This window comes from Brevibacillus sp. NSP2.1, from assembly GCF_000470975.2.
GTDB lineage: Bacteria > Bacillota > Bacilli > Brevibacillales > Brevibacillaceae > Brevibacillus > Brevibacillus agri.
Genome location: NZ_CP048274.1, coordinates 3,242,422 through 3,259,566 on the forward strand (window position 1 = coordinate 3,242,422; position 17,145 = coordinate 3,259,566).

At 53.9% G+C, this 17,145-nt stretch carries 22 protein-coding genes; 1 reads left to right on the top strand and 21 read right to left on the bottom strand.

The annotated features are described in order from the left end of the window. Positions 1 to 291 precede the first annotated feature (291 nt). From hbs to M655_RS15650, 6 genes are all read right to left on the bottom strand, one after another. Positions 292 to 564, bottom strand: coding sequence for a non-specific DNA-binding protein Hbs (hbs, locus tag M655_RS15625; RefSeq protein ID WP_005831316.1), 273 nt, complete (start codon positions 562 to 564; stop codon positions 292 to 294). A gap of 237 nt (positions 565 to 801) precedes the next feature. After that, positions 802 to 2,280 (bottom strand): stage IV sporulation protein A, encoded by a 1,479-nt coding sequence (gene spoIVA, locus M655_RS15630; RefSeq protein WP_005831318.1) that lies wholly within the window; start codon positions 2,278 to 2,280, stop codon positions 802 to 804. Positions 2,281 to 2,461: 181 nt separating this feature from the next. Then, positions 2,462 to 3,190 (bottom strand): YphF family lipoprotein, encoded by a 729-nt coding sequence (locus tag M655_RS15635; RefSeq protein WP_026557087.1) that lies wholly within the window; start codon positions 3,188 to 3,190, stop codon positions 2,462 to 2,464. A 20-nt stretch (positions 3,191 to 3,210) separates the two neighbouring features. Next, entirely contained in the window at positions 3,211 to 3,552 is a 342-nt protein-coding gene (locus M655_RS15640) for a 2Fe-2S iron-sulfur cluster-binding protein (protein ID WP_005831321.1), read from the bottom strand. Between the two features lie 14 nt (positions 3,553 to 3,566). After that, positions 3,567 to 3,863: a 2Fe-2S iron-sulfur cluster-binding protein gene (locus M655_RS15645; RefSeq protein ID WP_005831323.1), complete on the bottom strand. Its 297-nt coding sequence runs from the start codon at positions 3,861 to 3,863 to the stop codon at positions 3,567 to 3,569. A gap of 12 nt (positions 3,864 to 3,875) precedes the next feature. Then, positions 3,876 to 4,064 (bottom strand): DUF2768 family protein, encoded by a 189-nt coding sequence (locus tag M655_RS15650; protein WP_005831325.1) that lies wholly within the window; start codon positions 4,062 to 4,064, stop codon positions 3,876 to 3,878. A 129-nt stretch (positions 4,065 to 4,193) separates the two neighbouring features. Here M655_RS15650 and M655_RS15655 point away from each other — a divergent pair, with 129 nt between their 5' ends. Then, positions 4,194 to 4,724: a hypothetical protein gene (locus M655_RS15655; RefSeq protein ID WP_005831327.1), complete on the top strand. Its 531-nt coding sequence runs from the start codon at positions 4,194 to 4,196 to the stop codon at positions 4,722 to 4,724. 120 nt (positions 4,725 to 4,844) lie between these two features. On the opposite strand, the gene M655_RS15660 is transcribed toward M655_RS15655, so the two are convergent. The 15 genes from M655_RS15660 to M655_RS15730 all read right to left on the bottom strand — a co-directional run bounded on the left by M655_RS15660 (position 4,845) and on the right by M655_RS15730 (position 16,951). Then, positions 4,845 to 5,114, bottom strand: coding sequence for a stage VI sporulation protein F (locus M655_RS15660; protein WP_005831329.1), 270 nt, complete (start codon positions 5,112 to 5,114; stop codon positions 4,845 to 4,847). 74 nt (positions 5,115 to 5,188) lie between these two features. After that, positions 5,189 to 6,226: an NAD(P)H-dependent glycerol-3-phosphate dehydrogenase gene (locus tag M655_RS15665; RefSeq protein ID WP_007785459.1), complete on the bottom strand. Its 1,038-nt coding sequence runs from the start codon at positions 6,224 to 6,226 to the stop codon at positions 5,189 to 5,191. Positions 6,227 to 6,274: 48 nt separating this feature from the next. Then, on the bottom strand, positions 6,275 to 6,877 hold the full coding sequence (plsY, locus tag M655_RS15670) for a glycerol-3-phosphate 1-O-acyltransferase PlsY (protein WP_005831334.1): 603 nt from the start codon (positions 6,875 to 6,877) through the stop codon (positions 6,275 to 6,277). A 15-nt stretch (positions 6,878 to 6,892) separates the two neighbouring features. After that, positions 6,893 to 8,206: a ribosome biogenesis GTPase Der gene (der, locus tag M655_RS15675; protein ID WP_005831336.1), complete on the bottom strand. Its 1,314-nt coding sequence runs from the start codon at positions 8,204 to 8,206 to the stop codon at positions 6,893 to 6,895. A gap of 53 nt (positions 8,207 to 8,259) precedes the next feature. Next, on the bottom strand, positions 8,260 to 8,442 hold the full coding sequence (locus tag M655_RS15680; RefSeq protein WP_005831338.1) for a capping complex subunit for YIEGIA: 183 nt from the start codon (positions 8,440 to 8,442) through the stop codon (positions 8,260 to 8,262). 3 nt (positions 8,443 to 8,445) lie between these two features. Continuing rightward, the gene (locus M655_RS15685; protein ID WP_007785462.1) at positions 8,446 to 9,351 is read right to left on the bottom strand and encodes a YIEGIA family protein; all 906 of its coding nucleotides are present in this window, start codon (positions 9,349 to 9,351) and stop codon (positions 8,446 to 8,448) included. A gap of 6 nt (positions 9,352 to 9,357) precedes the next feature. Further along, positions 9,358 to 9,993 (bottom strand): YphA family membrane protein, encoded by a 636-nt coding sequence (locus M655_RS15690; RefSeq protein ID WP_007785463.1) that lies wholly within the window; start codon positions 9,991 to 9,993, stop codon positions 9,358 to 9,360. A gap of 79 nt (positions 9,994 to 10,072) precedes the next feature. Continuing rightward, the gene (gene fni / locus M655_RS15695) at positions 10,073 to 11,125 is read right to left on the bottom strand and encodes a type 2 isopentenyl-diphosphate Delta-isomerase (RefSeq protein ID WP_026557085.1); all 1,053 of its coding nucleotides are present in this window, start codon (positions 11,123 to 11,125) and stop codon (positions 10,073 to 10,075) included. A gap of 106 nt (positions 11,126 to 11,231) precedes the next feature. After that, positions 11,232 to 12,404: a 30S ribosomal protein S1 gene (gene rpsA, locus M655_RS15700; RefSeq protein WP_005831346.1), complete on the bottom strand. Its 1,173-nt coding sequence runs from the start codon at positions 12,402 to 12,404 to the stop codon at positions 11,232 to 11,234. A gap of 187 nt (positions 12,405 to 12,591) precedes the next feature. Next, positions 12,592 to 13,185 (bottom strand): lysophospholipid acyltransferase family protein, encoded by a 594-nt coding sequence (locus M655_RS15705; protein ID WP_007785466.1) that lies wholly within the window; start codon positions 13,183 to 13,185, stop codon positions 12,592 to 12,594. Continuing rightward, entirely contained in the window at positions 13,182 to 13,853 is a 672-nt protein-coding gene (gene cmk / locus M655_RS15710) for a (d)CMP kinase (protein WP_025843785.1), read from the bottom strand. The genes M655_RS15705 and cmk overlap by 4 nt, the downstream gene beginning before the upstream one ends. A gap of 185 nt (positions 13,854 to 14,038) precedes the next feature. Further along, positions 14,039 to 14,221 carry a hypothetical protein gene (locus tag M655_RS15715; protein ID WP_005831352.1) on the bottom strand — a complete coding sequence of 61 codons (183 nt, stop codon included), beginning with the start codon at positions 14,219 to 14,221 and terminating at the stop codon, positions 14,039 to 14,041. A 27-nt stretch (positions 14,222 to 14,248) separates the two neighbouring features. After that, positions 14,249 to 14,866: a flagellar brake protein gene (locus M655_RS15720; protein ID WP_235694604.1), complete on the bottom strand. Its 618-nt coding sequence runs from the start codon at positions 14,864 to 14,866 to the stop codon at positions 14,249 to 14,251. 184 nt (positions 14,867 to 15,050) lie between these two features. After that, positions 15,051 to 16,418, bottom strand: a complete 1,368-nt coding sequence (gene ypeB / locus M655_RS15725) for a germination protein YpeB (protein ID WP_025843784.1) — start codon at positions 16,416 to 16,418, stop codon at positions 15,051 to 15,053. Between the two features lie 35 nt (positions 16,419 to 16,453). Next, complete coding sequence (locus M655_RS15730) at positions 16,454 to 16,951, bottom strand: cell wall hydrolase (RefSeq protein WP_369750406.1); 498 nt, start codon at positions 16,949 to 16,951, stop codon at positions 16,454 to 16,456. Positions 16,952 to 17,145 lie beyond the last annotated feature (194 nt).

Consider the following 17,145-nt stretch of genomic DNA (forward strand, 5'->3'; position numbering starts at 1 on the left):
CGGCCTCTTTCCCTAGAAGCGACAGCTTCTCTGGCTGGCCTTATCCTGATCCGATTGTCATGCTTCCGTGCGCACAAACAAGCCAAGCCAATCTTACCATACCCGCTTCAAAAAAACAAAAACATCTGACAAGACAACTGTATGTATGGGGCTCAAGCGCCGATAAACATTTTGATTGAAGCCTGCTCCCGGGAGGTGATCGCGTCGGGTCATCCCCAGACGTTAAAAAAAATCCACATTGCAATCAATGTGGATTTTTTTATGTAAGTGCTTCGTTCTCAAAAGAAACAACTACTTGATGGAGTCTTTGAGTTGTTTACCTGGTTTAAACGCAGGTACTTTGCTGGAAGCGATTTCGATCTCTTCACCTGTTTGTGGGTTACGACCTTTACGAGCCGCGCGCTCACGAACTTCGAAGTTACCAAAGCCGATCAGTTGGACTTTATCACCAGTTTTCAATGCATCAGCAATTGCATCGAGAACAGCGTCAACTGCTTTTGTTGCATCTTTCTTGGTGAGTTCAGTGGTTTCCGCCACTTTTGCAATCAATTCTGTTTTGTTCATTTTATTCACCTCCCCTCAAAGAACACCAAGTCCTAGCTATTATTTTTCTTAACCGAAACGAAGCGTTTTATACACGATTGGTGGTATTTACCGATCTGACAAGCTTATAGTAATACACCGATTTCTTAAATTCAAGCCCCTCCTGTCGAAATTGAACGAAATACAAGAAAAAAAGGCATCCCGTCACACCGGGAGCCCCCTTTTAGAATCAATTGTCTAGGTCTATTTACCTAGTCCTTAAAGTATGATCGCAATCAGACCGCCAGAGCCTTCGTTGATGATTCGGCCCAATGTTTCCTGCAGTTTGTAGCGGGCATTGTCCGGCATCATGGTGATCTTCGCCTGGATGCCCTCTCTCACGATGGAGTGCAGCGAACGACCGAAAATGTCCGAATTCCAGATCGACAGCGGGTCTTTGTCGAAGTCCTGCATCAAGTAGCGGACGAGCTCTTCGCTCTGCTTCTCGGTTCCGATAATCGGCGCAAACTCGGATTCGACGTCCACGCGGATCATGTGGATCGACGGCGCGGTCGCTTTCAGCCTGACCCCGAAGCGCGGTCCCTGGCGAATCAGCTCAGGTTCGTCCAAGGTCATCTCATGCAGCGACGGAGCAGCGATTCCGTAGCCCGTACTGCGCACCATATGCAAGGCTTCCGCTACCTGATCGTACTCGCGCTTGGCGTGGGCGAACTCCTGCATGATTTTCAGCAAATGATCTTTGCCGTTGATCTCGACACCGACGATCTCCATCAGGATGCGATCATACAGTTCATCCGGCGCGAACAGGTCGATTTCGGCGATCCCTTGGCCCATATGCATGCCTGCCAGAGACGCCCGCTCCACGAAGTCATAGTCATTGAAGAAACCGACGACGCGGTCCACGTCGCGCAACCGGCGAATATCCTGCACGGTTTCACGTACGGCTTCTTCATAGTTCTGACGGAGCCAGTGACCGTTTTCCAGCACCATGACCCAGCTAGGCAGATTGACGTTTACTTCGTGCACAGGGAACTCGAACAGCACTTCTCGCATCAGGAGGAGAATTTCCTGCTCCGTCATGTGGTCGACGGACAAGGCCACGACGGGCACGTCGTACTTTTCCTGAAGCTGCACGCGCAAGTTTTGCGCTTCGTCCGAGCGCGGGCGCGTCGAGTTGACCACGATGACAAACGGTTTGCCCACTTCCTTCAGCTCATTGACGACCCGTTCCTCCGCGTCGATGTATCCTACACGCGGGATTTCCGCGATGCTGCCATCTGTCGTGACGACGATCCCGATGGTCGAGTGCTCCTGGATGACTTTGCGCGTTCCGACTTCTGCTGCTTCCTCGAAAGGAACCGGCTCCTCATACCACGGAGTGTTCACCATCCGGGGACCGTTATCATCCTCGAAGCCTTTTGCCCCCTGAACCGTATAGCCAACGCAGTCAACGAGGCGGACGTTAATGCTGAGTCCTTCTGTTACATGTACGTTTACGGCCTGGTTCGGAACAAATTTAGGCTCTGTCGTCATAATTGTTCGGCCGGAAGCGCTCTGCGGCAGTTCATCTGTAGCGCGAATCCGCTCTGCTTCTGACTGGATATTCGGGATGACGACCTGCTCCATAAACCGTTTAATAAAGGTCGACTTTCCCGTACGAACAGGGCCCACTACCCCGAGGTAGATGTCTCCGCCCGTCCGTTCGGCAATGTCTTTAAAGATGTCGACTCGTTCCACCATCGATGACCTCCTTCTATTTGTCTATTTTTACACTATGACCGATTTTCCGAATTATCCCTGACCGTCAGTATTTTCGTAGGGAATCTCGTACTAGTTTCGTGGACAGTACAAGTATATGTGCGGCTGGACCAACTAGAACAAAAAAAACAACTCCGGCAAGAGTTGTTTTTTGTGTCCGCTATTTGATTTTGAGCAGCCTCGGCTCGCCGTCTACCAGCTCGTACGGGAACGATTTGGCCGGCACAAACATCGAGGCGCGCGCGAGGACGTATCTCGGGTCTGTATTGGGCGTGACAGTCGCTTTGTTTTCGCGCAGCATCGTCGCGATATCTGCCGCGTAGTCGATCCCGACCTGCCCGTCTGCGTTCATGACCAGCGGCAGCAAATAATTGCCCATGGTGGACGGCACCTGCCATGTTTTCACGCCGATTTCGGCATGGTCGATCGAGTAGTAGCCATTGCCCAGATCGGCCTGAACAGGCAGCTTGTTGAAGTAGCCGCGGTAGCGGTCCACCGCGCTTTGCACGTCGGCAACCGTGCTGACGGCCCCCAGATGGATCAGCTTGACAGTCGGCTTCGTCTCCACGTCAATCAGGACGTATTTGTAAATCCCGCCCTTTTCAAAAGCGTTTCCGGGAACATCCGGGATGTATTTCGGAATCATTTTGCGAAAATCAATCTCGTATTTCTCAAAAATGGGAGTATCCAGCGGCTTCGTCACGATCGGCAGCACAGACGTATCTTTTTGGAATTGTTCGATTCCTTTTTGCGCCGCTTCGAGAAAAAACGCGATGGGAACCTGGTTTTCCGCCTTTCGCTCTTCCGGATACAAACATCCGGACAGCAGAACGGAAAGGATGCTCAAGCTCATCGTCAGCTTGAAGGTTTTACGCCATGATTGCCACATCTTATGTACACCTCAAACCCTCATTCTTCATTTTCCATGCGTTGCCGCTCCAGCGCGGCAGCCACGACCGATTTCAAGCGGCTCTCCGGTATGCGGACCGTACAGTCGCCGTGCGTCGTCTTCGCCTGACAGGCCAGGCGTATCCCCTGCCGCAAGTCCTGCTCCGGCATTTTTCGCAGCTCCAGCGCGGTCGGAGCCACCAGCTCGCCGCTCTCCACGACGACGCGGCACATCAGACAGGATGCGTGGCCGCCGCACCTTTGCGGGATCACGATCCGGGCATTGCCAGCCACGCTGACAAGCGTCTGTCCTGCCCTGGCCTTCACGCTTTTGTTACTGGGAAGAAAAGTTACCTTCCCCATGTCGTCACTCCTTTTTAATACGGTCGATGGGCAAGCTTCACATCTCCTTGCCCGACGATCCTGATTTGGCAGCCGAGTCTGAATCCTTCTGCCCGCTCGGCTTTGCGCAGGCGCAGTTTTTCTTCGCTGGTGATCTCGTTGAGGAATGAAGCTCCCTCCACAACCAGCGTGCGGCATTGGGCGCATACGCCTCTCTGGCAGGCATGTCCCCACGTCACCTTGTGGTTTTTGGCCATCGCGACCACCGTTTCGTTCAGCTCCACCGGCAGTTCGTGGGTTCCTGCACGCGTAATCAGCGTCAACTGCGACATCCTTTCTCCTCCTTAGACAAAAATCACGATCAAAATCATGACAAACACTGCGATCAGTAACAAGAAAGCGCAAGTCTTCACGAGAAACCTGACAAGCGCATTTGTCATTTTTCTGGCAAAGATCATCAGCAAATTGCAGACGAACATCAGCCCAATCGCCAGCAGCGAAATGTTCATCTTGGTCATAGGATCAATATACATCTTTCTTGCAGCATCCTTTGCATTTTTTGCTTCATTATACCATACTTCCCAGCTCTCGTCTGATGTTGTGAACCTCCATCTGGACGTTCGCATAGACTATTCTGATGAATTCGCCCATGGGAGGGATGAATGTTGAACAGCAAAGTAAATGGACGCAAGTGGCGGAACCCGTACGCTCCCATACCGAGCAGAAAACTGAGCGACCAAGCGGCCGACGTATCATTGGCCATCAGCCCGAAAAAAATCATTCCCGCCGTCGACCTGCGATCGTCTGTGTCCAAAATGCGCAGCAACATCAAAGGGATCAGCAGCACGATTCGCCAGGTAGAGGAAACGATGGATACGCTGTACGGAGCAATGGAGATCATCGAGAACCTGGGCAAGCGCACAGCCGAACCTGAAGCGGCCGCAGAAAAGCCCGTCTCGACCAGACGAAAAGGCAATGCCGGCGCAGCGAAGGAGAACGTAAAAGGCAGGGAAGCGGTCCGCGCAGAAGAGGCTCCACAGGAATCCAGTGCAGCGGCAGGAAGCGGCGGAGGCAATCCGCTGGGCAACATCGACATCGGGCAAATCCTGGGCCTCTTGCAATCGCCCTTGGTGCAAAACCTGCTGACGCAAACGGTGAGCGGCACGAGCAAGCAACGAAAAAAAGAGGGATGAGATCCCTCTTTTTTTCTTGGTATCTGTAGGTCAGCCATGTCCCTGTAGAGCCATGATTGTTCCTAGTTTTACTGTATGATGCTTTTGACAGCAGGTAACGGGCATAATCGCCCATTTCTCTCATTTGAGCAGCTTGGACAAGGAAGACATGTCATTCAAATTGATTTCTTTGTTGCGGAACATCTCGATGATCTTGTCTTCCTTTTCGGCGTTGAGCTTTTTCCCGCTCATGGTCGCGAGCGTCTGGAGGATTTGCCGCAGCTTTGCCTCATCCTCGAAGTCGCTGCGCTTTACCTGGCTGGCAAGGGAACGCAGTTTCCCCTCGTCGACCTTTTCTGCAGCTTTTCCTTGCAAACGCTCCAAAAAACGCTTAGAAAGATTGTTGTTCATCCTTTGATCTCCTCCTGCACCTGGGCTTTCACCCTATCGTATGTGCAGGAGCCTACATGTGTGAAAAGCTTCGCCTATGCTTCTATGCTTCCGTCCGGGTTCAGGTAGCCCATCTCGAACGTCTTCCCTCGGCCCATCAGCTCTTCTACCCCTTGGCGCGGCTCTTTTCCTTCGAACAAAATGCCGTACAGCACCGACGTAATCGGCATCTCGACCTGTTCGCGCTGTGCCAGGGCGTGTGCCGCGTGAGTCGTGCGCACGCCCTCGACGACCATCCCCATCTGCTCCAGAGCGTCGTCGAGCTTTTTGCCTTGGCCCAGCATGAAGCCTGCCCGCCAGTTGCGGCTATGGCGGCTGGTGCACGTCACGATCAGGTCGCCGACGCCCGCAAGCCCCGAGAACGTAAGCGGCAAGGCGCCCAGTTTGATGCCGAGGCGGCTGATTTCCGCAAGTCCGCGGGTCAAAAGCGCCGCTTTCGCGTTGTCGCCAAATCCGAGGCCGTCTGACATGCCCGCTCCGAGCGCAATGATGTTTTTCAGCGCGCCGGCAATTTCCGCCCCGATCAGATCATGGTTGGTGTAGACGCGAAAATTGGCGTTCATCAACAGGTCCTGCGCGCGGAGCATGCTCTCCTCCGCTTCTGACGCAACCACCACTGTCGTCGGCTGCCTGCGGACTACTTCTTCCGCGTGGCTCGGTCCGGACAGGACAGCGAGCTTGCCGGAAATTTCGGGCGGGATTTCTTCCATGATGACCTCTGACATTCGCTTCAGGCTTTCCAGCTCAAAGCCTTTGGTCGCATGGATCAAAAGCACATCCTTATGTAAAAACGGAGCCAACTGCCTGCAAATTTGCCGCATCGCGTGCGACGGAACGGCCAGCAGCACGATCGGTTTGTCGGAAACGGCCGCCTGGATATCCGTCGTGGCGACAATGCTCTCGGCCAGCTTGGCCTCAGGCAAATATTTGGCGTTCGTATGCTTGCTGTTCACTTCATCTGCCAGCTTGGGATCGCGTACCCACAGCGTAACCTGATGGCCGTTTTCCGCCAGAACGGAAGCGAGCGCCGTTCCCCAGCTACCCGCACCGACTACTGTAACCTCTTTTCTCAATAGATCCCCCTCCATCATTCCAGTCTTTTTCGTAAGAACGATTCAGACCTATCCCAGCTTGCGATTGGACTTATCTCCCAATTTCCGTTCGTTTCCTGCGAGAAGATTGCGGATATTATTATAATGGCGAACATACGCAAACACAGCGATTACCAAACTTGTCCAAAAAAAGGAAATCGGTTTGTCCAACAGATAAAGGGAAACAGGAATAGCCGTAACCAGCACAAGCGATCCGAGCGAGACGTATCGGGTAATCGCAATGACCAGCACGGCCAGTACCGCTGCAATCAAAAAGGCCAGGGGAGAGAAGCCGAGCACCACGCCGAGCGTGGTCGCAATGCCCTTTCCCCCGCGAAAGCCAAAGTAGATCGGCCAGTTGTGCCCTGCGATGACAAACAGGCCCGCCACTGCATAGGCAGCGGGATCACCTGTCATGAGGTGTGTTATTCCCATCGCCGCCAATCCTTTTAATGCATCAAGAATCAGCACGGCGATACCCGGACCTTTTCCCAGCACGCGAAGCGTATTGGTCGCCCCTGCGTTCCCGCTGCCATGTGAGCGAATGTCAATTCCTGCAACTTTTTTGGCGATCAGATAGCTGAAGCTAATTGAACCGATCAAATAGCTGAGCACCCAGGCTACTAACACCATGGCGGTTTCCTCTCCCTACGTTTTTTTCCGCGTCCATATGCGAACAGGCGTACCTTCAAAGACAAACGCTTCACGGATCTTGTTCTCTATATAACGCTCATAGGAGAAATGCATAAGCTCCGGATCGTTCACGAACAAAATGAACGTGGGAGGCTTGACTGTCGCTTGTGTCGCGTAGTTGATTTTCAGTCGCTTTCCTCTGTCAGACGGCGGCGGTGTGCGAATCGTCGCATCCGTTACGATATCGTTGAGGACGGAGGTCGGAATGCGCATGGCGTGTGCTTGCGCGACCTCGTTGACTTTCGGCAGGATCGTGTGAACGCGCTGCTTCGACTTCGCCGAGACGTACAGAATCGGCGCGTAGTCCAGATATTTGAACTCCTCGCGAATCAGCTCTGTGAAGCGCCGCATCGTCTTGTCGTCTTTTTCAACGGCATCCCACTTGTTGACGATAATAATTACGCCGCGGCCTGCCTCGTGCGCATAGCCGGCAATTTTTTTGTCTTGCTCGATGATGCCTTCTTCCCCGTTGATGACGACGAGCACGACATCGCTGTCCTCAATGGAACGCATCGCGCGCATGACGCTGTATTTTTCCGTCGTCTCGTACACTTTCCCGCGCTTGCGCATCCCGGCGGTATCGACGAGAACGTAGCTCTGTCCATCCCGCTCAAACGGCGTGTCGATCGCATCCCGCGTTGTGCCCGCGACGTCGCTCACAATGACGCGCTCTTCGCCGAGCAGCGCATTCGTCAAGGACGACTTCCCGACGTTCGGACGGCCGATAATGGACACGCGAATGACGTCCTCTTTCCGCTCCTCGTCGTCTTCGGCAGGAAAATGCCGGACCACTTCCTCCAGCATGTCTCCCAGGCCAAGGCCATGGCTGCCTGAGATCGGGAACGGTTCACCCAAGCCAAGCGAATAAAAGTCGTAAATATCGGCACGCATGTCCGGGTTGTCCGCTTTGTTTACTGCGAGCACGACTGGCTTTCCGGTGCGGTTCAGCATCCGGGCCAGCTCCACGTCAGCGTCTGTCACGCCTGTCCGGCTGTCGGCGATCATGATGATGACGTTAGCCTCATCAATCGCCAGCTCCGCCTGGTAACGCATTTGCGTGAGAATTTCATCGGTCTCGCCAAACTCAATCCCGCCCGTATCAATCACGTGGAAGGTATGGGTCAGCCATTCTCCTTTTCCGTACAGGCGGTCACGGGTTACTCCCGGCATATCCTCCACGATCGCGATGCGCTCGCCGACCAGTCTGTTAAAAATCGTGGACTTGCCCACGTTGGGTCTCCCCACAATGGCTACCACAGGTAATCCCATAATCAACAACACTCTCTCTCATTTACGTTTTGACTAGCTAATCATACCATACACTACTTGTGGCGAACAACGATAAGGGTATCAGGGCTTACCTCGTGCACCATGGCGTCCAAAATCTTTTCCAGCGTGAAAGCCGTCTGCTGCATCTTCTCATGTGTCGGCTCGATGAAAATCGGCGCGCCGCCCGCGATGCCTTCCCTGTTCACGGTAATCACGGCCAAAATCGTCCCGGTCATGATCTACAGCTCCTTTTTGACTAATTTCGTCTTCTGCGGCATCCGGAAGACGCTCTCTAAAATCGGCACCGCATCAATGACGGCTTTGCCCCGCTCGGCATCTTTTTCCTGCGGCAAAAGGAAGACGCCGAGCCTGCCGGATTGCAGGTCGCGTTTTACCAGTGGCGTCAAGGAAGGCTCCCCTGTATCGGTGTACACGCCGAGCTGGGTCGCTACATCATGCAAAATCGCCTGGCGCTGGCCGGGATGGGCGATCGTCACTTTGGCGTTGGCATCCTTCGGGGTCAAAATAAAGCCGACTCCGTGCTCGCGGATGACCTTTTGCGCGTCTTCCAGGCCGACGTTCATGATGTAAATGTCGCCTACGTACAAGTCTTTTCCGTCCACTCTCACCTCTGCCGGACTCGTGTCTGCGATCAGCGACAGCGTCTTCCCGGAGCGCAGCTTGCGCGAAATGACAAGGGCGATCACCCCCGCGATGATGCCGCCCCACCAGTTGAACAAAATGGTCGCTGTCGCGGCGACGAGGGAGGTGAAAATGACCATGTAGTTGCGCCCTTCGAACACCATGGCGATCCCTTCGATGTACGGACCGCCGCGCGGTACCAGCTCTAGCTTGTCAATCTCCGTCAAGGTCGTCCGCTCCATGTTGCGCACGTCGCGGAACTGCTGGGCGGCCACGGTCAAAAACGTCACGGCCGTATAGTTTTCCTTCAACAGTGCCGGCACAGCCAAAGCGCCCAGGGCCGAGGCGATCACCCCGAGCGAGACATGAATGATTTTTCCGTGCGGATACGTCGGATATTGGCGATAATCCGTCCGCAGCAGATGGATTCGGCACATGATCCCGAAGACGAACCCGATCGTCAACGGAACGACAAACTCATTGGCCAACAACTCTTTAAACAAGCGCGATCACCTACCAGTATCGGAATGGGAAGGCTCTGCCTCCCTCCGTCCGAAAAGCCGACGAATGGCAGTCCAGAGCATACTGATAAGCCCCAGCAACGAAATGCCGCTCCACAACAGGTCTTGCGCGTAATCCGTTCCCAGGCTGCACGCTCCGGACGCCCGCCAAAAATAGAGCGCGTAGAGCGCATCCGCCAGCGGCAGCGCCAGCATGAGCAGAAACAGCCGGACGGCCATAAGCCTGCTCGTCGCAAGCGTGATCGCGACGCTAATTCCCGGCACGATCACCCGCTCGTCCCAAATCAACAGGATCGGGTCGGAAAAAAACAGCCAGCGCAGCCAGAAAACCATGACGGCAACCCCCGTCGCGCCGAGCACATACAGTCTTCGGCCTGCTTTTGGGAGCCGTGCATAAAAGATCGCGCTTGCGAAAAAGGGCAGCAACGTTCCGCTGAGACTTACCTGAATCGGGGCGAAAAACAATGTCCAACTGACAAAGGAGCAAATCAGAAACGCACAAAGAACGGCGAGCACGCGCCTTCTCTCCATGCCCATTTCCCGCAGTTGCGAGTCAAAGCTCCCCATCCAGACAAGACAAAGCAAAGACCACTGGATGAGGATCGCAATGGTTCCCTCGTTCATGTTCATCTCCTCAAAATGATGGTTGTCTCCCCAAAGTATGCCTCAAGCGTCCGCCTTTCATGAATGGCTCGTCCGTTAGTCAGCGCCGCTCTGCCCATTCCTCCACTGCTCTCCCGCGCAGACGGGCGCGCTCCGCTGTTTTGCCTGTTATCAACAGCGGGGTGTTGACGCCATCTGCGAGCTGCACAAGCCCGAGCGCCGTCATCGCCACGCGAATCTGGTGATGCCAGCCGTCTACTTCCGCCAGGCATTCTTCGATCGGGTGCGCGTGCACGACGCGCAATAGCGCACCCGCCACGCCGACAGCCGAAGCTCCCAGGCAGACCGCTTTTATCACGTCCAGTCCGTGCCGCGCTCCTCCCGTCGCCATGACAGATGCTTGCGCGTGTATATCGCGGTCTGCTTCCAGCAGGCTCTCGACGGTCGTAAAGCCCCAATCCTCAAACATGGACAGCGGGTGAGCGCTCCTTTTGTTTTCCACTTTGGCAAAATTCGTTCCGCCTCTGCCGCCCACGTCGATGCTTTTGATCCCGGCTGCGGTCAGCTTGAGCATCGTTTCCTTCGCCATCCCGAATCCGACCTCTTTGACGATCACCGGGACGTCGACGCTCTCCTGGATGCGCTGGATCCGCTCCAAATAGCCGCTGAAATCGCGATCTCCTTCGGGCATCAACAGCTCCTGCATCACATTCAGGTGAATTTGCAAGCCGTCTGCCGCAAGCATTTCTACCGCTGCCTGCGCTTGCTCCACTGTCGCTTCCGCCCCGACATTCGCCCAGACGATGCCGTGCGGATTTTCTTTGCGCACAATCTGGTAGCTCGCGGCGACAGACGGGTCGCGCAGCGCGGCCATCTGCGAACCGACGGCCATCGCCAGTTGGCGCTCCCTGGCAATGATCGCAAGCTTCTGATTAATCTGCGTTGTCGCTTCCGCTCCGCCTGTCATCGCGTTGATAATGAGCGGAGACGGCAGGCGAAAAGAAGCAAACTCCGTATCGAGCCTTGTCTGTTCGTAGCCGATATTCGGCAGGCTATTCGGCACAAAGCTGACGTCATCAAAGCTGTTTGTACCGGTTTCGGCCGTTGCCAGTGCATGGCGAATATGGTCAAGCTTTCGTTGCGAACGATCCACGCGTCTTCCCTCCCGACAAACCTTTTATCCCCTTGTAGCTTTGGCCACAGCCAAGTAAAAAGGGATACGCAAGAGCGTACCCCCTTATTTTTCCCGTCTGTCTCGCTTACTTGAACTTGTCTTTCAGATCCGCGAACAGTTCACCAAGCGTTACACCCATTGGCTGATTGTTTTCTTGCGTGAATTGTTGCTGTTCACGCTTGCTTGCGCGCTCTGCCTGCTCGGCGCGATCTTCTTCTACCGCGCGGATGCTCAAGCTGATGCGCTGCTCTTGTGGAACCACATCGAGAATTTTCACTTGCACTTCCTGGCCTTCCTTGAGCACTTCGCCAGGCGTGTTCACGCGACGATTCGCGATTTGCGAGATGTGCACAAGCCCTTCAATTCCAGGTGCCACTTCGACAAAAGCACCGAAGGAAACGAGGCGTTTCACTGTACCCGTTGTGATCGAGCCTGCTTTAAACTCTTCGGCAACCTTTGCCCAAGGACCTGCCTGGGTTTCTTTGATGCTGAGGCCGATGCGCTCGTTTTCGCGGTCGATTTTGAGCACTTTCACTTGTACCTTGTCGCCTTCTTTTACGACGTCAGATGGCTTTTCTACGCGGTTCCAAGCCAGCTCGGATACGTGCACCAGGCCGTCTACCCCGCCGATGTCCACGAATACGCCGAAGTCGGTCATGCGTTGCACAGTGCCTTCCAGCACTTGACCCACCTGGATTTGATCCAGTACGGACTGTTTTTTCGCTTTTGCTTCTTCTTCCAGAACCGCTTTGTGGGAGAGGATCACTTTGTTTTTCTCTTTGTCCATCTCTACTACTTTCAATGTCAAGGATTTGCCTTTGTAATCGGAGAAATCCTCCACAAAATGACGCTCGACCATAGAAGCAGGGATGAAGCCGCGAACCCCTACATCTACGACCAGACCGCCTTTGACGACTTCCTTGACTGTCGCCTCGATGATCTCGCCTGACTGCATTTTTTGCTCCAGTTCAGCCCAGGAAGATTCCATCGCAACCGCTTTTTTGGAAACGACAAGCTCTTCTTTTTCATCGTTGAGCTTGATTACTTTTACTTCAAACGTGTCGCCAACCGCAACGACGTCAGACACTTTTTCCACATGCAGAGGAGACAGTTCGCTGATCGGGATCAGGCCATCGTATTTGTAGCCTACATCCACGAGAGCCTGTTTGTCTTCGACTTTGGTTACAGTCGCTTTTACGACATCCCCCACAGAAATCGTTGTTGCATCCGTCAAGCTTACGTTTGTTTCATCCATCATCCAAAAAACCTCCTTGAATACCATCGAGTCCCAGACCATCTATGTACAGGTTGTGTACCAACCATATTACACGAAGCGGGAGCAAGTATATTTTTTACTGTCGCCCGAAGGCTGGCAGTTAGCACTGACGTAGCCAGTAAGTTCCAGCAAATGTAGTATTTGTCCCTTTGTCGATTCTATACCGGACTTAGGGAAGATGCTGGTCGCGCAATTCCTTGATGCGGGCCATGATTAAATCGCTCGTCTCCTTCAGCACATCGGAGCCGGACTTGGCTTCGCGCAAGCTGGTGAGATCGATCGGCTTGCCGTAGACGATCTTGATCGGACGAAACGCCCGATACGGCCCGATAATCGCTACCGGAATGACCGCTGCCTGCGATTTGAGGGCAAACATCGCCACCCCTGGCATCGCTTCTCCCGGTTCGCCGGTTTTGCTGCGGGTTCCCTCGGGAAAAATTCCAAAGATTTTTCCATCTTCAAGCAGTTTGAGCGTCGTGCGGATCGCCGCCCGATCACCCGCGCCCCGCTTGACAGGGAAAGCGCCGAATTTCGTAATAAGAAAAGATAAGAGCGGAATTTTAAACAGCTCTTCCTTGGCCATGAAGTGCACCTGGCGCTCGATTCCAGAACCGAGCAGCGGCGGGTCCCAGAGCGAAATGTGATTGGCGCACAAAATCACCGGGCCTTCCTTAGGTATATGTTCACGCCCAATCACTTGCCAACGGAAGACAAGCGAAAATATGATGCGGAATATTCCGCGGAATAAACGGTAATAGGTCACTTGGCCGACTCTCCCGTTCGTTCGCAGATTTGCAGGATGTGGTCTACGACCTGGTCGATGGTCATCCCCGTAGTGTCGACCAGCACGGCATCGTCCGCCTGGCGCAAGGGAGCCACCTCTCTTTGCATGTCCCGGCGATCTCGCTCCTCTATTTCTTTTTCCAGCTCAGCCAGGTCTGTCTCGGTTCCTTTTTCCCGCAGTTCTTTCCATCTGCGTTCTGCTCGCTCGCGGATGGAGGCCGTCAGAAAAATTTTCACCTCGGCGTCAGGCAGGACATGCGTTCCGATATCTCTGCCGTCCATGACCACGTTTCCTTGCTTCGCCAGCTCTCGCTGCAACACCAGCATCTGTTCGCGAACGGAACCGTAGCTCGCGACAATCGAGGCGTACTGACTGACCTCTGGCGAACGAATCAGGTCCGTCACATCGAGCTCGTTCCAGAACACACGCTGCTGTCCAGCTTGCCGAACCAGACCAATCTTGTTGTTTTTCAAAAGTTCGGAAACAGCAGGCTCGTCGCCGATCGGAATCTGCCCGGAAGAAACAGCCCAAGCGAGAGCGCGGTACATGGCCCCGGTGTCGATGTAGACGTATTCCAGTTGCCTTGCTACCTTCTGTGCAACCGTGCTTTTCCCTGCTCCCGCAGGTCCATCAATCGCTATGTTCATTACTTCTCACCTGCTATGTACAGTAGTTCAGAAAGGGAGTAAAACAAGAAAAGCTTCTGCCCGAAGCCCTTTCCCATTCATGTGGTGAAAAACACGTGGCGACCGCGCGCGGTCTACGAAAACGCCCCTGACCGTTTTCTATGTTATTTATAATAGTACCATAGTATGGAAGCATGCGCAAACCTTTAGGGCTTGTCTGACACGCCTTCCAAGCGTTCTGTCTCGATCAGGAAAACGCGAGCCGGAACGTATTGAATCAGAATCTCTCCGGCTGTCAGCGCGATGGCGCAAGCCGCAATTCCAATCAAGATGCCTTTCTCTACCCGTCTGGAAAATCGGCGAAAACGCTCGTCGTACTGACTGGTCACTGGGGTCACTTCCTTTTCGGAAAAGCGTCAATCCTCGACGCCTTTTTTGCGAAGCTCTAGTTGTCTTTCGTAACACGCCCGAACCACTTTTACCCGATCCTGTTCGCTAATATTCGTAAATTTTCCCGATATCCACTGGTGCAAGCCCTTCTCTTCCGGCGCCTTTTGTCTGACGACCTCCAGCTCGGCGAAGGCGTGCTGGACCTGTCCGTTTTTGCTCGGCAGTGCGATCCAGACTTGCAGCACGTCTTTTTCGCGCAGACGATAAGACTCATCGCAAGTGAAAGACAAGCCGCCACCGCTGATGTCGATGGTTCTCGCCAAAAAATGATAGCGTCGCATCGGGTCCTGATGCTTGACAGCGATGTCCAGCGCGGTTTCGATTCGCAAGTAGTTGCGCCGTTGCGTCCGCACGATCTCTTCTTTTTTCGGCAGTTGCAACAGCAAGACAGGGATGTGCCCGCTCTCCCTGCTGACGATGGAAGACTGAAATTCATAGCGGGACCCGTCTTCGCCTACATACCAGACCAGACAGCTTGTCCCAGGCCGGAACACGCCAGTCCGCCCCGTGCTTTCACTGGTTGGCAACTCAATGGAAGCCAGCTCTTCTGTCATGTCGGTTATGCGGCTTTTAAAGGCCTCCATGCCCTGCTCGTCTTCAGAGGAACCCGTGAACTGAAGTCGTATGGTTTGTCCTACTCGTGGAAGCATCATAATAGCAAATGTTCCTCCTTTTCCCTCTCACCCACCCATTATATACTCTTTTCTTTCCAATCAGCAAATAGGGAAAGCCGTCAAATTCAGCTTTCCCCTTGATTTTTTCGTGTGCCTATTGCTGATTGTCCTGGTCTTCGCCCGTCTCCATTTTCACGACTTCTTCCTCGTCGCCATTCATCGCGTTGATGTACACCATGTACGAATTTCCTTCAAAGCTGCCGGTCAGCTCCCAGGTCAAAACTTCCTTGCCGTCGTTTTTCCCTTCGATCAGCGCCAGTCGTTCGTTCGTAACCTTCACGCTCGGATTCACTTTTTTGCGCGCTTCTTCTTTGGAGATGCGCGGCTTGGACAGGATGCGTCGTTTGTGGTTAAACAAGTATTCGGTCGAGTTGAACGCTGTTACTTCCCCGTTGTCCAGCGCAATCTCAATCGTCACCGAATCCGGGTAAATGCGGACGCCGTCCTGGACGGGCACGAACGTAAAGAGGGCATTGCGGTCGTAGCTGTCAATCTCGGAGACGATCATGTTTTCAAAGCCATGCTTGCGCAAAAATTCCTCGCCCCGCTCCTGCGCTTGCTTCATGTCGAGCTTCTCTTCCCCAATCTCGCGCTCGCTCATCATCCAGACGACTTTGCCGCCGCGCTTTGTCACATCGAGGTTAATCGCGGCCTTTTGCCCATTGGGAGTGACGCGGACGCTGTACGCCGTGTAGGTTTGGCCTTTGCCGTTTTCATCTACCTCCACCTTGGCGTCCTGCGCGTTCAGGCGCAAAAATTCCAGTGCGCTTTTCTTCGCGTCCTCCGGAGTGGCTGGCTTGCCGTCGATCCCCTGGATTCGCTGCTGCTTTTTCTTGTCCAGGCTCTGGATGCCGACTCCCCAATCCAAATCGGGAAACTCCTGCACTTTTTTCTCGATCGTCTGAAACCCGTCGACAATCGTGTTGTCCGATTTTTTGTCGTCGGAAGCGAGCGCCGTCTCCACATCCATCCAGCGAAGCTGTTTGTCGATGACGTTGGCCTGGACGTTGCGAAGCTGGTCCTGGATGTCCTTGGCCTGCTTGTGCAAGCTTTTCAACGTGCCGTATTCCTTGTCGCTAAGCGGCTCCTTGTCCAGATCGCGCACAGCGACCCGATACGAAAAATCGGCGACCCGTGACAGCATCTCCTCTGTATTGTTGAAAGGCATCAAGGTCAACGGAAGCTGGCCCACGTCCGACTGCGCCGCATAGGCGAGCCGCCATACATTGGTCAAGGTCGGCGTCATTTGCCGCCGGGAGTTGACCACCAAAGATTTTCCGAGTTCGTCATGCAATTTGTCTATGTGATAGGTCAGATCGTGAAAAGCCCGCTGATACGAGTTCTCTGCCTTAATCAAAACCGAGTTTTTTTCGTTGTGCTCCTGGTAGCCCCACATCCCCGCGCCTACCAAGGCAACCAGAGCGATGGGAAACAAGACACGCGCCGTTGCTCCATATACCATCCCTTGCCACTCCTTTTCTTCTTTTTAAATAGCCGTTACCTGCAGAAGATGTGCTTCCCGATTTTTTTGACTTGCGGCCTGCTCCAAATCCATTTGGATGTCGCCGTTTCCGGATTGAAATAGTAGGTGCAGCCTCCCGACGGGTCCCACCCGTTCAGGGCGTTTTTCACAGCCTTGCGCGCACTTTCATTGGGGGTCAGCCAAATCTGGCCGTCCGCTACAGCCGTAAACGCGCGCGGCTCGAAAATGACCGCAGATGGCGTGTCAGGAAAAGATGGGCTTTTGACGCGGTTTAAAATGACGGCCGCGATCGCCACCTGGCCTTCGAACGGCTCGCCCCTGGCCTCTCCGTACACTGCATTGGCCATCAGCTTCAGGTCATTCTCCGATATGCGCGAAGGATGAAAGCTCGCTTTTGCCTTTGACTGCTTCTCGTTTGCCGGTGCAGCTATCTGTACTTCCCGTGCGGCCGCAGCGCTTTTTTTGCTGGAGAAAAGCTCGTACCCGCCAAAGCCTGCCACTCCAAACAAGATCAACAAACTTGCGATCCAGATTTTTTGCACGGCGAAAATCCTCCTTGGCATGAATTGAAATCTTTGCATAGTGTTAGTGGAGGAAGAATGGATTATGCATGCAAATCCGCCAGAAGGCGCAAGCCCCAGAGGCTTCCAGCACAAAAAGACCGATGCGGCTTGGCATCGGTCTTTTTGTACCGTTTGTTATTCGT

What these genes read in the sequence shown, in the direction of transcription:
- rpsA (WP_005831346.1), bottom strand. Translation starts at nt 12,404, where the DNA reads ATGATGGATGAAACAAACGTAAGCTTGACGGATGCAACAACGATTTCT.
- M655_RS15645 (WP_005831323.1), bottom strand. Translation starts at nt 3,863, where the DNA reads ATGTCGCAGTTGACGCTGATTACGCGTGCAGGAACCCACGAACTGCCG.
- plsY (WP_005831334.1), bottom strand. Translation starts at nt 6,877, where the DNA reads ATGGTGTTAGTAGCCTGGGTGCTCAGCTATTTGATCGGTTCAATTAGC.
- M655_RS15640 (WP_005831321.1), bottom strand. Translation starts at nt 3,552, where the DNA reads ATGGGGAAGGTAACTTTTCTTCCCAGTAACAAAAGCGTGAAGGCCAGG.
- M655_RS15680 (WP_005831338.1), bottom strand. Translation starts at nt 8,442, where the DNA reads ATGACCGGGACGATTTTGGCCGTGATTACCGTGAACAGGGAAGGCATC.
- M655_RS15635 (WP_026557087.1), bottom strand. Translation starts at nt 3,190, where the DNA reads ATGTGGCAATCATGGCGTAAAACCTTCAAGCTGACGATGAGCTTGAGC.
- M655_RS15690 (WP_007785463.1), bottom strand. Translation starts at nt 9,993, where the DNA reads ATGAACGAGGGAACCATTGCGATCCTCATCCAGTGGTCTTTGCTTTGT.
- hbs (WP_005831316.1), bottom strand. Translation starts at nt 564, where the DNA reads ATGAACAAAACAGAATTGATTGCAAAAGTGGCGGAAACCACTGAACTC.
- cmk (WP_025843785.1), bottom strand. Translation starts at nt 13,853, where the DNA reads ATGAACATAGCGATTGATGGACCTGCGGGAGCAGGGAAAAGCACGGTT.
- der (WP_005831336.1), bottom strand. Translation starts at nt 8,206, where the DNA reads ATGGGATTACCTGTGGTAGCCATTGTGGGGAGACCCAACGTGGGCAAG.
- M655_RS15720 (WP_235694604.1), bottom strand. Translation starts at nt 14,866, where the DNA reads ATGGAGGCCTTTAAAAGCCGCATAACCGACATGACAGAAGAGCTGGCT.
- M655_RS15660 (WP_005831329.1), bottom strand. Translation starts at nt 5,114, where the DNA reads ATGAACAACAATCTTTCTAAGCGTTTTTTGGAGCGTTTGCAAGGAAAA.
- M655_RS15655 (WP_005831327.1), top strand. Translation starts at nt 4,194, where the DNA reads ATGTTGAACAGCAAAGTAAATGGACGCAAGTGGCGGAACCCGTACGCT.
- M655_RS15650 (WP_005831325.1), bottom strand. Translation starts at nt 4,064, where the DNA reads ATGTATATTGATCCTATGACCAAGATGAACATTTCGCTGCTGGCGATT.
- ypeB (WP_025843784.1), bottom strand. Translation starts at nt 16,418, where the DNA reads ATGGTATATGGAGCAACGGCGCGTGTCTTGTTTCCCATCGCTCTGGTT.